At 41.0% G+C, this 14,257-nt stretch carries 8 protein-coding genes; 3 read left to right on the top strand and 5 right to left on the bottom strand.

All coding sequences use genetic code 11. From position 1 onward, the window contains the following. Positions 1-330 precede the first annotated feature (330 nt). Genes ABJN95_RS18265 through ABJN95_RS18275 form a run of 3 tightly spaced genes read left to right on the top strand, consistent with a single transcriptional unit; the run spans position 331 to position 5,455 of the window. Positions 331-3,105, top strand: coding sequence for a S8 family serine peptidase (locus ABJN95_RS18265; protein WP_348372552.1), 2,775 nt, complete (start codon positions 331-333; stop codon positions 3,103-3,105). Between the two features lie 12 nt (positions 3,106-3,117). After that, positions 3,118-4,944, top strand: a complete 1,827-nt coding sequence (locus ABJN95_RS18270) for a hypothetical protein (RefSeq protein WP_348372554.1) — start codon at positions 3,118-3,120, stop codon at positions 4,942-4,944. Positions 4,945-4,978: 34 nt separating this feature from the next. Next, the gene (locus ABJN95_RS18275) at positions 4,979-5,455 is read left to right on the top strand and encodes a hypothetical protein (RefSeq protein WP_348372556.1); all 477 of its coding nucleotides are present in this window, start codon (positions 4,979-4,981) and stop codon (positions 5,453-5,455) included. Positions 5,456-5,618: 163 nt separating this feature from the next. Here the strand turns inward: ABJN95_RS18275 and ABJN95_RS18280 are convergent, their stop codons facing one another. The 5 genes from ABJN95_RS18280 to ABJN95_RS18300 form a co-directional block, all read right to left on the bottom strand. Continuing rightward, positions 5,619-6,386, bottom strand: coding sequence for a matrixin family metalloprotease (locus ABJN95_RS18280; RefSeq protein ID WP_348372557.1), 768 nt, complete (start codon positions 6,384-6,386; stop codon positions 5,619-5,621). 69 nt (positions 6,387-6,455) lie between these two features. After that, positions 6,456-10,409, bottom strand: coding sequence for a hypothetical protein (locus ABJN95_RS18285; protein WP_348372559.1), 3,954 nt, complete (start codon positions 10,407-10,409; stop codon positions 6,456-6,458). A 380-nt stretch (positions 10,410-10,789) separates the two neighbouring features. After that, positions 10,790-11,089: a hypothetical protein gene (locus tag ABJN95_RS18290; protein WP_348372561.1), complete on the bottom strand. Its 300-nt coding sequence runs from the start codon at positions 11,087-11,089 to the stop codon at positions 10,790-10,792. Positions 11,090-11,118: 29 nt separating this feature from the next. Further along, complete coding sequence (locus tag ABJN95_RS18295) at positions 11,119-11,379, bottom strand: hypothetical protein (RefSeq protein WP_348372562.1); 261 nt, start codon at positions 11,377-11,379, stop codon at positions 11,119-11,121. 67 nt (positions 11,380-11,446) lie between these two features. Beyond that, positions 11,447-13,198, bottom strand: a complete 1,752-nt coding sequence (locus ABJN95_RS18300; protein WP_348372564.1) for a S8 family peptidase — start codon at positions 13,196-13,198, stop codon at positions 11,447-11,449. Positions 13,199-14,257: the final 1,059 nt, after the last annotated feature.

Consider the following 14,257-nt stretch of genomic DNA (forward strand, 5'->3'; position numbering starts at 1 on the left):
TGTTAGGCCAATTAAGATGACAACGTTATGGCAAATCTTGGGTATTGGGAACGTATGGCGTACTCTCGGAAATTCTATTCCGAGCCTACTCAAAACGTGGTTTATTTTCCTTTTCATCGCACGATCACTTATCGCTTTTTATTTCTTAACAAATTCTTGAATCCTCTAGGTTACTGGAATTCCAACAAAGGAACTCCAATCTTGGGGAGACATTACACTTCCATAATCTTTTAGGTAATGGAGAGCGATTATAAAGTACGCTCGAAAGCATGGGTTTTCTGCGAAATATGACAACCAAGACAAAATATTAAATATTCAAAGCAAGTCATTATGGAAGAGATTTACAAAGACCTGGCCGAACAGGCCTATTCTAATTATTCCAGTGTCCTAGGTGACATTGACCGAATAAAAAACGACATAACCCAAGTGCGACAGGGGAAACTGGAACTGTCAGAAATACAGACTGACGAAGAAAGACTTAACAATAGAATTTCACGTGAAGGAACTGCAGAATTACAAGCACTGGAGCGTATTAATGGAGAAGCTAATTTTCAAGACATCCGTATTATTGAAAGAATAGTGGAGTTGTCAAAAGCGGTAGTACGAATTACTACTACTTCAAGACTTGGAAACACAGGTTATGGAACGGGTTTTTTGATTACACCAAACTTGATGATTACCAACAATCATGTACTTTCTAGCCCTGAGGCGGCCCGCAATTCAACCATTCAATTCAATTATGAGCTAGATCAGCAAGGTAATCCGAACAAGACAGAAAGCTTCAATCTGCTACCCGAAGAATTCTTTATAACCTCGAGTTATAAAAAAGACCCTGACAACCCGTATAGTGGTCTTGATTTTACTGTAGTCGCCATTGAGGAAGTGTCAAAAAGTGGAACAGCAATTACTGATTTTCCTGTTGCCCGTTTAGATAAAAAAGTTGGAAAGATTATCGACGGTGAAAACTGTATTGTGGTACAACATCCCAAAGGAGATTACAAAAAAATTGTCATGAAGGATATTCGGATGTTGGTTCTAAAAGATGATTTTCTCATCTACGAATCTGACACCTTACCTGGTTCTTCGGGCAGTATGGTTCTAGGGCTTGGTACGGGAGAAGTTGTCGCCCTGCACCATAGTGGTGTGCCGAGAAAGAATAGACATGGGCAATGGCTGAGAAAAGATGGATCAGTAGTACAACCAGGAGACCCTGACAACTCGATTGACTGGATTGGCAATGAAGGGATTCGCATTAGCAGTATTTTAAATATGATAGAGCGCATGCCCGTGGCCTCGTCTATGGAAAAGTACAAGGCTACCTTGGTTGGTGTTCAAAGTACCAATACAAATACAATAGCACCAACGACGGAAAATAAAATAAGCTCAACTAATCAATATCAGATGAACCATTCAAATCGTAACAGTTCAAAAACGCTATATTTTGAGATTCAACTTTCTGAGGTCAAGGAAATGCAAAACGACTGGAAAGCAAATGCAAGCAGTTTGGTACCTGGGTTGGTTTTAAGTGAGCCCTTATACCCTATGTCTACAGAAAAGTCGCACCGTAACTTCTTTTACATTCATGTCGAATCTGATAAAAGCCCATGGGAAATTGCGGCCGATCTAGAAGGCCTTCCGCAGATTGAGACTTGCACTCCAGACCTGGAAATGTCTACTGATATAAAACCAGGCCATTATGGCAGATGGACCGGTAATGAAAGTCTTGAATCATTGGACGACGGCACTGCAGATTGGGATAAGAGCGAAGGTGATTTTAAAATTAAATGGGCCAATGCAAGTATGATTAAAAAACATCTTGAGGATGGAGCGCAAGGACGTCAGGCTTATAGAGCTTGGAATAGGGAAGTTGTGAAGGCTACCAACCTTAAGAAGGAGGATTATGTTCAATTAGGTAATACAGCTGCAAACATACGGCTGGTACAACTTGACACGGGTTATACAGATCACTCCAAGGTCTTGGGTGGATACGATCTATTGCAAGATGAAGACTTTATAGATGGTGATGACGCCCGTGACGAAATGAGTGTTGGTATTCTGAAACAACCCGGACATGGTACGCGAACTGCCAGTATCATAGTAGGAAAACAATCCAATGGAACTATCGAAAATGATGGCAATAGGGGTATTGTAATTAATGAGGAAGACAAACCTCTGGTAAAGGTGATACCCTATCGAATTTCCAAATCAGTCATTTTAATCGGTAGAGGCCGTAATCTGTTCAATGCGGTTTCGCAAGCCATAAACTCACAGGCAGATATTATCTTTATGTGCATGGGCAGTTATCCCCGGCCAATGATTTATAGTATTGCCAAAACAGCCTATGAACGTGGCATAATTTGGGTATGTGCGGCAGGTAATATGGTAGAATCAGTAATAGCTCCAGCCGTATATCCTGGTACTATTGCCGTGGCAGCCTCTAACCCTAATAACGAACCTTGGAGACATACTTCATATGGTCCAGCAGTTGACATTACCGCACCGGGGGAGGATGTTTATGTGCCGTTCAAAAGTAAGAAGCAAGAAGACATTATGGTCTTCGGATCTGGAACCAGTTATGCCACTCCACATGTGGCCTCTGCAGCGGCTTTGTGGAAAGCTAAACATATCAACTTCCTAAATCAATACATTAAAGAACCTTGGCAAATCGTCGAACTCTTTCGAGAACATTTGAAGGCTTCTGCAAATACCGATCCCAACGAAAATGGAGGCCATTGGGACCAAGAGCGGTTTGGTGCGGGCATTTTAAATATAGAAAAATTACTTCGTCAAGAAATGCCTAGAACAGAGGTGAAAATCAAAGCCTTATTAGCGGGTTTGAAGCACGCCTACAAGGGCAAGGAAAAACCCGCGCAGTGGGACTTAGGTGTTCGCGAAACTGTACATTTTTTATGGAACACGGCAAGAAAAAAACTCACCCCTGGCTTTGAGAGCGCCACTCTTCATGAATCACTCACTGAGCGGGCACGAATAAGTGTTGCAGCAATGACGGGGCGACCTGTGAATAAGGTGTTTGAAAGCTATGATCAGTTTGACGAAGATCAAACAGAAAGGCTTTTAAAAGTATATTTTGAAAGTTTCAATTAAAAACTGAATATCATGAACAAGAATTACTTCGATCTTCATTTTCACCCATTGGCCAAGAACCATTTAGCGCCACAGTCTAAAGACACCTATAAAGATGGTCATCTGACCAAACCTATAAATATGTCAAAGGCTTTTAAGGATTATACAGAAGAAACCATCCTTAGACGGCTTGAAAGCCAGAGTTGCATCGCTTATTTGAGAGAGGGCCACGTCGGTCTTGGAGTGGCTGCAATAGCAGCTTTGGAGTTTGGTTTGGCAGCAAGTAAAGGATTCGTGGCTGATATATTAGAAAGCAATCTGAAAAAACCTTTTGATCTTGAATATTTTGAAGCTGTAAAGGAAGGGGAACTGTCCTACCTCAATTTGTTCTTGCAGGAAGTCGAATTGTATAGAAAACTTCGCGATGAAGCCATGCCGAAACTGCAACAAGCGGGAAGCTTGAACCTTATAAAACGCTACCCGGATAAGCAAGATCGCAAATCTGATAGCCGTCCAAAATTGGTTTTTGCCATTGAAGGGGGGCATAACCTTTGCATGAAGAAAATAGGAAACACTTTAGAATATGACGAATTCACAAGTTTTAATAATAATTTTTTCGACCCCAGCACTGTCATTTCCCGAGAGCGCAAGGATCCTGCAATGCTACTTCAAAAATTGGTCGGTTCTTTTCGAGAATCCGGCATGGACATTTTATACCTTACGTTGACCCACTTAACACATATTCCTGAACAGCATTTGGCGACTCACGCCTTTGGCTTAAAGACATTGAAACACCCGTCTTTTTATCCATTTGGCAATGGGTTGACCGCATTAGGGAAAGAGGTTATAAAACGTGCCTACGAGCTTAAAATTCAGAATGGGCAACATAAAACGACTTCAAAACAGTCTAACGGTAAAGACACTGACCTTGCGGCCCCCGTTCTAATAGATATTAAACATCTGAGCCTGAAATCACGTGAGGATTTGTACGAATTTCGTAAAAAAAACAAATACAATTCGATTCCGTTGATCGCTTCTCACGTTGGTGTAACTGGCTATTCAATACATGATTGGAAAGACAATTTGATGCTTAAAAAATGTGTAAATCATGTAGATCAGGGTATAAAAACTGTAAAGATTTACACCCAACCCAAAATGGCAGGCTATTGGGGCGGTAATATTAAAAAGGAATTTACATTTAATCCCTGTACCATCAATTTAATGGATGAGGATATTATTGAGGTTGCCAATAGTAAAGGATTGATTGGTTTAACCTTGAATATGGACTTGCTGGGAGATGAATTGAACTCCTCGAAACAAGATGACAATTACGAATTCATGACAACCGCTGATTTTATCTCTTATTTCCCTTATAACAGTCTAAAAGCGCTTGACTATGCAGGCAAAGAAGAAATGCAGGCCGAAGAAGCTTGGTTAAGTCCCCCACGTCGAGATTTACACCCTTTAAATCTTTGTTATAACATTCTACATATCATGGCGGTTATTGGGATGAAAACCATAGGCAATGATAAGCCAGAAAAATTTATTTGTATCGGCAGTGATTTTGATGGCTTTATTGAAACCACTAAAATTTGTAGCGATAGTAGACGTATGAAAGATTTGGAAGCCAGTTTATTAAAATGGCTCCCGGTTGCTGCTGTGAAATATCAAAAAGTAAATGGGGGTACCAAAGACTTGTTTGAATTTACAAAGAAAAAGAAGGTGTTAGACAAGGTGGTTGCAGCCATACTTTATGAAAATGGGAAAAACTTTTTAGAGCAGCAGGGTTTTATGGTGGCGTCTAGTGAAAATTCTGAAACTCCCCAAAGTAGTAAAAAGCAAGCCGTGGCAGCGGTATGATTGAATTGGTTAATCTATAAAAACGCAAAAAGAAATGGCAAATGATAGCATTGAAACTTCACTTACAAATACCAAAGACGGAGTAAACTACGCACCTTATGTTTTGGCTGCTGGGGTTCTTGTGGCCTACGGCTTTTTTGTTTATTATCTGATCGGAAAGGTCAATGCCGAAGATCCTGATTGGAGTAGGCTGATTTATCTGTTTTCTGGCGTTGAAGCCATAGTTTTTGCTGCTGCAGGATTTTTGTTCGGCAAAGAGGTAAACCGAAAACGGGCTGAACGAGCTGAAAAGGATGTAAAGCAAGTTGAGAAACAGAAAGATGTGGCCCAAGAGGAAGCCGTGGAAGAACGAAAGAAAGCACTCATTCTAGGAGCTATGGCCATTCAAGCAGAACAAACCGCTACTATAAATTCTGACCAGGGTTCTTTGGAAATGGCGTCAATCAAAACTCCTGTGAACAATATCGCAGAAAAGGCCAGAAGGCTATATCCCGAACTGGAAAAGTTGTAGACGGTTAAGTTTTGTACCTACAAGGATAATCCTTTATAGTACGTATCCAAACCGTACCGCTTAATTGGTTCTCGTAGTACTCCGTAGAAGAAGTTCACGCTGGGTAATACGAGAACCATTTTTTAGTTGATTCAGATAAGTTTGATGCAGATGCTACTGGGTACTATACTACAACGCCTGCTGTGTGAAAGGGCATTACCAAATGAATGGGAGTTTCGTTAATAGACAGAAGTTCTCCACTCCAAGCCAATTGATAGAGTTGTCTCAAATCTCGTATATCCGCTTCGGTCATGACACTTTTGGCGCCGTAATTCATAATGGAAAAGGGCTTGTGCTCGCCAAAGATTTCAGATGGCCATGCCTTTTCACTAATCTTTGCAAAAAAGTGGCGTAACCCAAAAATATGCCCCAATTCATGCATCATGGTCTCCACTTGCTCTTTTCTTGATTGACTGAACATTTTCGGATAGATTACCAACTGATGTCTTCCGCTGTCTGGGAAAAAGGCACTGGCCAAAACACATCCGTGCGCGTTGCATTTGTCAGAGGAAGCCACATGTATCTGAAAATCGGAATTGTCTTGGTTTTCACAAAAACGCACTGGAACGGCATCTCCCCAACCGAGTAGGGCCTCACCAAATAATTCTCTGATATAGGTTTTAATCCCTTCCGTGTTTTTATAATAATGTAAGGCTACTTCATCAAAAGTCCATCGCAATACTTGATGTTGTGCCCAAAGGGGAATAAACCCTTCACTAGCATCTACAAGTATTTCCAAAGGTGATTTATTGCCGGGTGTTTTGTGACCGGTTCGATCTGTGGTACAGATAAATGATTCACCATATCGGTGTACCCCTGACTCTGAATTTTCTAATAGCTCTTCCTTACTTTTTAAAGCGAACAAATCTGTTGATTTCGTTTTTTTTCCCATGATATTATTTTTTTAAGATTAAACTTTGTTGATACGTATTATTTGCGTTGACTGTTGCACAATTTTACGCTACTTATTACCCCCAGAGGCCAATAGTTTGCTGATTAATGGTATTACAACACCTAGACCACCTAAGGTGCCGACTAGTGTTTCAAAGTCTTTTAATAGTTCTGGTTTGCCCATGGCAATGAAAGCGATGGTGGTTAGAATGATGAGGTAAAATAAAATTCTGGTGCTTCCCCATGAACCTTTACCTCTATTCTTTTTTTCTAGTCGAAGCGCCTCGTTCAACGATACCGATGTGATAATGAAGTTTTTAAAACTAAAGTTGAAAATCGCGGGGCGATCTCTCCATACGATCAAACCTTTTTTCATTAGGGAGAAGAGTGAGTTGCGGTTTTTAATGTTGAGAAAGCCATCTTTGGCCAAATCATAGAGCAGGTAACGTTCTCTTGTCGGTAAGGCGTTCCAGATGTCGTTGTAATAACCATGACCCAGGTTTTGGGTGTGCATCACCATGCGTTGACGGTCTAATTGTTGCCCAGGTTCGTCAGGATTTTCTGTGGTGTACAACGTTTTTGACAATATGATTGGGGCCAATGTTGGCAGAAACTTACTGTGCCCTAATTCCGCTATTAACGGAGCAATGGTGCGTTCAAATTTGGTCGGTTTATCTGTGGGTGTAATTCCTAATATTCGGTATACTTTTTTCTTATTGCTGGTTATGCCGATCAATACCTGCGGGAAGGCACTTAGAATATTTCGCCAGGAGTTAAAATCATCCTCATAACTTCCTAGGGGTAAGTTGTGATCCTCCGGAGGATTTTCGTAAAATGCGAAAATCTGACTCGGGTATACTTCAGATACAAGTATGACCCTTTTCCGCTTGGAAATCAAAAATGAAATGACATTTAGTTTTATGTGATTGGCATCATATGATTTTATATTATGTTCTAGGTGTTCGATGATAAATGCCTCATGCGCTTCCAAGTTGAATTCGTCTCCATTTTTTAGATCGAAGCCGGCCAACACTGCTAAAATATCCGAAATATCTGTGTTGGTATCCACGTTGTCAAGTCGGAGCATAGAAAGGGTGGCGTCTTTGGTATAACCTGCTGTTTTAAGTATTTCTTTTGCAAATACACGTTTCCCTGAAAAGGGCAAACCAATCAATAATAAACCAGAGTTTGACCTTTCATCTAGAAGTATCTGTCCAAATTTTTTGATATAGCCCTTTTCTTTATTGGTGTCAAAATCATTAGGTCTTAAATGTCGAAAGCGGAAGGCAAAGAAGCGATCGACAAAAAAGAGGATTAAAGAAAATAATATGGCAAGTATCAAGAGTATGCCGGTCACCTTTAAGGTTGGAAAACCATAGCCTGTGTTCATAAATTTATTTCCCGTATGACCAGTGACCTGAAATGATACGTCTTTTTCTAGGGAGGACACCGTCAGCGAAAGATGATCCAAATCTTCAACACTACTCCAGGAAGCATCTACGGAGTTTTGGTAGACAAGTGCCTTAAACGAACTGACCTTCTCATCGTAAATAGGGCGCATATTCCAGAGAAATTCTCGCAGAATGGTATCGTTCGCCTTAGTATCTAGGGCTATGTTATCGTTGGTATCTTTAAATTTAATGGCTTTGGGGTAGAGGCCTCCTTCCAAATGTTTTTGGTAAAGTTTTGAATATCGTGCTTCCAATTCTTGAAATGCCGGTAACTTCTTTCGCAGCTTTTTTTCTGTTTCTTCATAGGTCTTTGCCATGTAAATTTGATTGGCTTTGAACCAAACCATATCATTGAGGTCTTGGGCCTTTTCAAAAATCAAATACGCCGGATAGACGGCCGCCAACAACAACCAGCTAAACAGAAAAATTGAATACCAATACCTGTATGCAATATGTATTTTCAAAAAATTGTACTTGCAAATGTTCTTGACTCTAGCTGGTAAAGCGAAAAACTGTCCACGAACAATTATAGCTATGCAGCATAGTTGCAGTAGAATTGCTGTTATATGGAACAGGTAATTTTCAGGATTGATCTTAATCATAATTACGTTTAGAAAAACGATGACTGACAACAGTAGAAAGTCTCGTACCCTGAATTTGATATCTCTTCTATTGCGATAAGGGTGAAGGGTGTAGTATACAATCAGATAGGTCCACATCGCCAACAGAAGAGATATAATGTAGACTTTTGGCGGAGCAACGGGACAAAATGTACCCACAATGATGGCTATCAACAAAATACCCAAAAAGAGTGCGGATAAAAGAATGTAGGTTTCTTTGTTCTCTTTTCTCGGTGTTATAAACTCGAATAGAAATTTGTCGTAGCGATAAAGGCCAAGTTTGGGATTTCTTATAATAAGGGAAAGGACGGTAATCAAAAGCATAAGCAGAAATGCCAGTAAAATTGCCATGCTTGCAAGGGTTAATACCTCTGATACCCTTGTACGAAGAAGGCCAATGTCGTATAGTGCTACAACACTTAAATTGGATCCTGCAATGGGTGCCACATTGAATAATTTACCTTCATCACGATAATTGACCAGCCCATGGGCATTTATTCTTCCAAGTACTGCAGCCTTTAAGTCATCTAATTGCCTGCTAACTTTAAAAAAATTTTCCAAGGTTGCTCTTCCCTCCTCAGAATGAAACCAAACTTCACCACTGTTGTCGATAATGGCAAACTGATATCCAAAGGGTAAGATAGGGTCGTGAATTGCTCTTAGTTGTGAACTACCCACACGATACCCGGGTAGCACATCGGTTTTGTTGTTTAAAATGTAGATGGCCTCTGCGGTTTGATCTTCTATAGAAACCACTGGCCTCATAACGTATTCGGGCACTACATCTGACTTCCAAAGGTTGACTGACTTGTCGAAGTCTTTAAAGTAGCGCCTGCTATCTAAAGTTTTGGTATTCTTAATATTATCCTTGTCGATTAGAGCAATATGGTAGCGGACCTTACCATTGGTTTGATCGATTTTAGAAATGAATTTGAAGTTGTCTATAGCTTCTAAATCCGCTTCTGAAATCTCAAAGTATTGTTGACCCACATTCATATTTAGGGTATCCGCTTTTTCTAAAGAAAGGGAATACAGCTCATTGACATTGGCCTCATTTTCTTGCTCAAACCGATACTTGATATCATTTCCCAATTCGTTCAACTGTTGTGGAACTGTATGGTAATAGTCATAGTAATGCGCCATTAAGGCTAGAAACACCATCATTATTATAGGGGCACCTACTACAACCGATATGCCCGATAAGATGACGTCATTGCTTGAGAGGCGCTCGTCTTCGGCGATAAAGAGCATTTTAAAATAGGGTAGGCCAAAGATCGCGAGCAGTAAGAAGGTGGTCAGTAAGGCAATGATCCAAGAGTCTATTTTTCGAATGCTTTCATTGTAGCGATCTGCCTTGACAAGACCCAGTATCTTAATACGCAGTTTTAGACTGGAATTTAAGGAGGTTTCGTAATCATATTCTCGTCCGAATAGCTGGTACTTGGTGTTTTCTTCGGGAATTGCATAGGCAACACCGATATTAAGCAGACTAGATCTGAATAAACTGTCAGGCGGTTTTATAGCTCCTTTAAGCGAACTTTTATAGATTTCGCTTACCGATTTGGCAGGATCATTTATAACCACAATCAACTCGTCAAAGGCTTGATCTAGTTTGATCGATTTTGTTGATTTTTTCCAGCTTGAATAGATTTCTTTCTTTAATGGAGTGACTTGCTTACGTAGTACTGAATCGCCAGACTGTGGTGTGATATTATTTTGAGCATTATAAGATTGCACATCATTGTTCAGCTGTTTGGAGATGATGTCGAAATGCGCATCTAGACTTTGTAGTTTCGACTCACGAAAGTACTGTTCATTACGCTGGGTATACGAGTAGTAACCTGCCATCAAAAGTCCGATGACGATGAGGGCGACCGTAAGTAGCCCAAATAGCCTTTTGTTAGCGACGAAGGGCTTTTGTATACTGCGCACAAAGGAAGTTGAGGTCGGCATAGGTTCTTTAAAAAGTTTAGAATTTGAGGCTTTCATTTGGCCAACCGCTCGTACTCTAAACTATTGATTAAGCGGGTCGTCATTCAAATGCCAACCAATTCAAGTTTCTTCTCTTGTAGGGAACCTTTGGTTTCGTAAATAATTACGTATGAATGCAATCAGTAAAATCTGAAATTAATGATTTAAAAATGTAGCTCTTAAAGTTTTGTGCAGACTGTATTGAATTTTGTATAAATGACATTTGGAAATAGGCTAAGCATTGCTATACATTGTTTCTAGCTACTACAGTTCGGGTCGCATGAATAGCACTAGGAGCCTCTATTGAGGAATAAAACCCACATGATAGCATCATGTGGGTTTGAAATTACAATGACGTCTTCCTATTCTTCAGGGCCGCTGCCGCCATCGTTGAAATCCTCATCAAAGGATTCTTCTGAAGTGGCTTCTTCCTCAGATGATTGAGATATTGCCTGAATCAGCCATTCTGCTGGTGCGCCAATATCTAAAACTTCAGCTTCTGAATCATCGGTGATGTCAAAATCGTCTAAGTCGCTAGAAGATTCCGCTACATCGCCTGATGGAGCACCTCCATCGGCAACAGACATAGTGTCTTCCGCGCCGGCTTCGGTTTTCAAATCGATTTCACCAGACTTTTCATTAAAATTGATATTTACGTTCATAATTATTCTTTTAAAGATTCGTCAAAAATTTATCGGTTCATAATGGCGTAACGCGCCTCAAACTGCAAAGTGCGGTTGCTGAGGTTTTTGGCCTCAATAAAGTACTTAATTCGAGTACTACTTTGTCTACAGACTTTTATTTTCCACTCCAATTGTGCGGGCCCGTCGCGCACGGGACTTTTAGGAATGCAGTACCAGACCACATGCCATGCCTGTGGCCAGCTGTGGGTAAACCATCTACGTGTGCTATTTGCAGGAACACTGCCAGTGAATTGAACACCTACTCTCATAATATTTCGATTTTATGGAAAGATTCTTTTTTTCAGACCTTCCCGGGTTACTAATTGTTTGTATTGCTTATGATGCCAGTACGCAGTAACGCGCTTGAACATTTACCGGATAGTTCTTAAGGTTCTTTATCTCAATGAAATATTTGATAAGACCAAAAGCTTGTCGGGTAGTTTTTACCTTGAACTCAATTTGCGCAGAACCATCAATGGCTGGTGCGGTAGGCACTACGGTCCAAACTACATGCCAGTGGTCTGGCCAGCTATGGGTAAACCATCTGCGGGTCGCCCCTCGAGGGAGACTGCCCGAAAACTGTACACCACACCAAGGTTGGTGTGAAGCGGTAGCCGCTACCAAAGCCCTCAGATTGGGTCGATTTCCAATGCGTTGCGTTACCGGATTGGCCCCTGCCTGCTGTGGTGAGCCCGTAGAACGTAGCAATTGACGCATTCTACGAGGCGTTAGTAAGGCCCTTCCTGCGGCTTTTTGAATTCCTTGTAAACAGGCAACGGTACCCGTAACAATGGGTGAGGCACTGCTGGTACCACTAAAGAAGTTGGTGTACCATTCGTTCATATTATTTGGATTGGCACCTCTTATCTGCCCATATCCGCAGGTAGTAACTCCACGACCCCAACCTTGGGTATCTACACAAGTACCATAGTTGCTAAAGCCTAAGCGGCTGCGATCGGCACCCCAATTACCACCATTAGTTCCTGGAGGCGGTGCACCAGCACCTACAATTACGCAACCACTGTCATGACCCGCTGTTCTGCGAAACGGATTCCGCCAGCTCGATGGAAATCCAGAAGGCCTGGTATTGTAAATAGCGTCATTTAGATTTTGAGAGCCATTACCAGCTGCTTCGACCACAATGATACCTTTATTGGTTGCATATTGCAATGCTGCAAGATCATCTGGCCACCATTCGATTGCAATAAAACCCAATTGTGTATCTCCTCCCGGATATCTTGGACCGCCCCTATGCAATTCAATGAGCATTACATCACCGGCAGAAAGATTGTCGGCCGCGCGTCGTATTGCCGTTGCAGTACCAACACCAAAGATGGAATACGCTCGTACATTAGCGCTGGGGCAAATTCCTGTAACTCCGAAACTGTTTCTATCCCCAGTCATTTCCCCAAAAACGGCCGTACCGTGATTGAACCATCTCAGATCAGCGGTATTATTATTTCCACCAAGAAGACCACCAACATTTCTGCGTAAGTCTTCATGGCTAAAGTTCCAACCCCCTTCGATATCGATAATACGAACACCGTTACCACGTCCACCGGGCAAAGTCCAAGCATAGCGGGCATCAACACCTTGTGGTGCTGCGTTCAGATAACCTTGGTTGTTCGTAAGGTTTTGCGTAATGGGAGCTTGGTCGCCCTCTGGCATATCGTTTTCGCCATCGTCGCCGAAATAGACTGGAGGCGTACAACCAGGTTTTACGTATGCCCCGTCTACTTCGTCAAGTGCGTTAAGTGAACTAGCCAGTCCTTCCAGATCTGCATCGGCCGGAGCCTCAACTTTGTAGAATTGTCGCATTTTGGAAAGGTCTTCTCCGCCTTCAAAGGCGCTAGCCTTCGAAGCGATTTCCGCCACTTCTTGGTCGGTTTCTCCGAATAACGGAACGAATTGTAGTTTTTGCCCCACTACAAAACCGGCTAAGGTTTTGGCCGACGGTTTCGATTTCGACCTTGCGGCCTTCATCACTTCCTCCGCATGAGGGGCTTCTACACTTTTTGAAACTACGATAAGTTCTGGCGGTGAACCCGAAGGCGAGTCAATGACTTTTTTTCTCCTTTTTGTTGCCATAAGATTGAATTTATAGGTAGAGATTGACCGATGGCCAATTCAACCTGATTAATAATTGATTACTATTTGAAGCGTGAGTGTTGGTACTTGAATTCCGTTGTTAGCATTTCAGCTGAGTTACAACGGAGAATTATTACATCGGAGGAAAGTCGAGGGGTTTTTCGTAAACAGCTTCGATGCTTTTTATTCGCATGAGCTGGGGGATAAGTTCTTTAAGCGGGGCATTGTCACGGATGGTTATATAGTAGTAACATTCCGTGTCGAGTTCGAGCGGTTCTAGTGAGCTAACAGGTTCGAAGGGGGCAAGTAAGGTCTTTATTTTTGGATCTTCCAAAAGGTCTTTTTGACGACAATCTGTTCGAATCACCAATTGCATTACTTACTATTCTTAAAGACGCGTATAGGGTTCTACGCCTCAAAATTATGATTTTACTGCAGTGTAAGTTGCTGGTTTTGTATGCCTTGTTTTATTTTCTGTATAATTGGAAATAATTATCTTACAATATAGTTTAAATGACATCATTTTATTTCAAAATTATAAAGAACCCTAGGGGAGGTTTTTTCCAGACTAGGCCAGAAAATAGCTAATTTGGTAAGAACTGCAAGATTGTAAAAACTCTTAGCAACTACAATCCCCAAAAATGGGGTTTTTGTTTTTTGCAAGTTTAAAAGCTAAAGGTGTCAAAAATTCAAAATGGAAAAGATGTATTAAAGTCATTAGCTTGATGGTCTTTTGTGTAATTGGAAAAGCATTAACCCATGCATTCAAACTAGAATTAGAAATATATGAAAGTGAGTATGAGGAGTGCAAAAGAACTAATTCTCAAATTGTACAAATATCGATAGACGGATCATTTAATTCACTGCATCTCAATCAATACTGTATAAATAAACGATTAGTACCATATTCTTGTTATGCATTCATTGCCGTATAGTATGATGGAATAGAAATATTTTCTTACATTTATTTTAACCCTTCTTACATCCCTCGTTTTAACTTATCATATTCTCTTCCATTAACATAGGTGGTCGTGGCTTATACTATAGCCTAACAAATTT

Origin of the sequence: Maribacter sp., assembly GCF_039974175.1 — a bacterium.
In the GTDB taxonomy this organism is placed as follows: Bacteria; Bacteroidota; Bacteroidia; order Flavobacteriales; family Flavobacteriaceae; genus Maribacter_C.

What these genes read in the sequence shown, in the direction of transcription:
- ABJN95_RS18290 (WP_348372561.1), bottom strand. Translation starts at nt 11,089, where the DNA reads ATGAACGTAAATATCAATTTTAATGAAAAGTCTGGTGAAATCGATTTG.
- ABJN95_RS18275 (WP_348372556.1), top strand. Translation starts at nt 4,979, where the DNA reads ATGGCAAATGATAGCATTGAAACTTCACTTACAAATACCAAAGACGGA.
- ABJN95_RS18270 (WP_348372554.1), top strand. Translation starts at nt 3,118, where the DNA reads ATGAACAAGAATTACTTCGATCTTCATTTTCACCCATTGGCCAAGAAC.
- ABJN95_RS18295 (WP_348372562.1), bottom strand. Translation starts at nt 11,379, where the DNA reads ATGAGAGTAGGTGTTCAATTCACTGGCAGTGTTCCTGCAAATAGCACA.
- ABJN95_RS18285 (WP_348372559.1), bottom strand. Translation starts at nt 10,409, where the DNA reads ATGCCGACCTCAACTTCCTTTGTGCGCAGTATACAAAAGCCCTTCGTC.
- ABJN95_RS18300 (WP_348372564.1), bottom strand. Translation starts at nt 13,198, where the DNA reads ATGGCAACAAAAAGGAGAAAAAAAGTCATTGACTCGCCTTCGGGTTCA.
- ABJN95_RS18265 (WP_348372552.1), top strand. Translation starts at nt 331, where the DNA reads ATGGAAGAGATTTACAAAGACCTGGCCGAACAGGCCTATTCTAATTAT.
- ABJN95_RS18280 (WP_348372557.1), bottom strand. Translation starts at nt 6,386, where the DNA reads ATGGGAAAAAAAACGAAATCAACAGATTTGTTCGCTTTAAAAAGTAAG.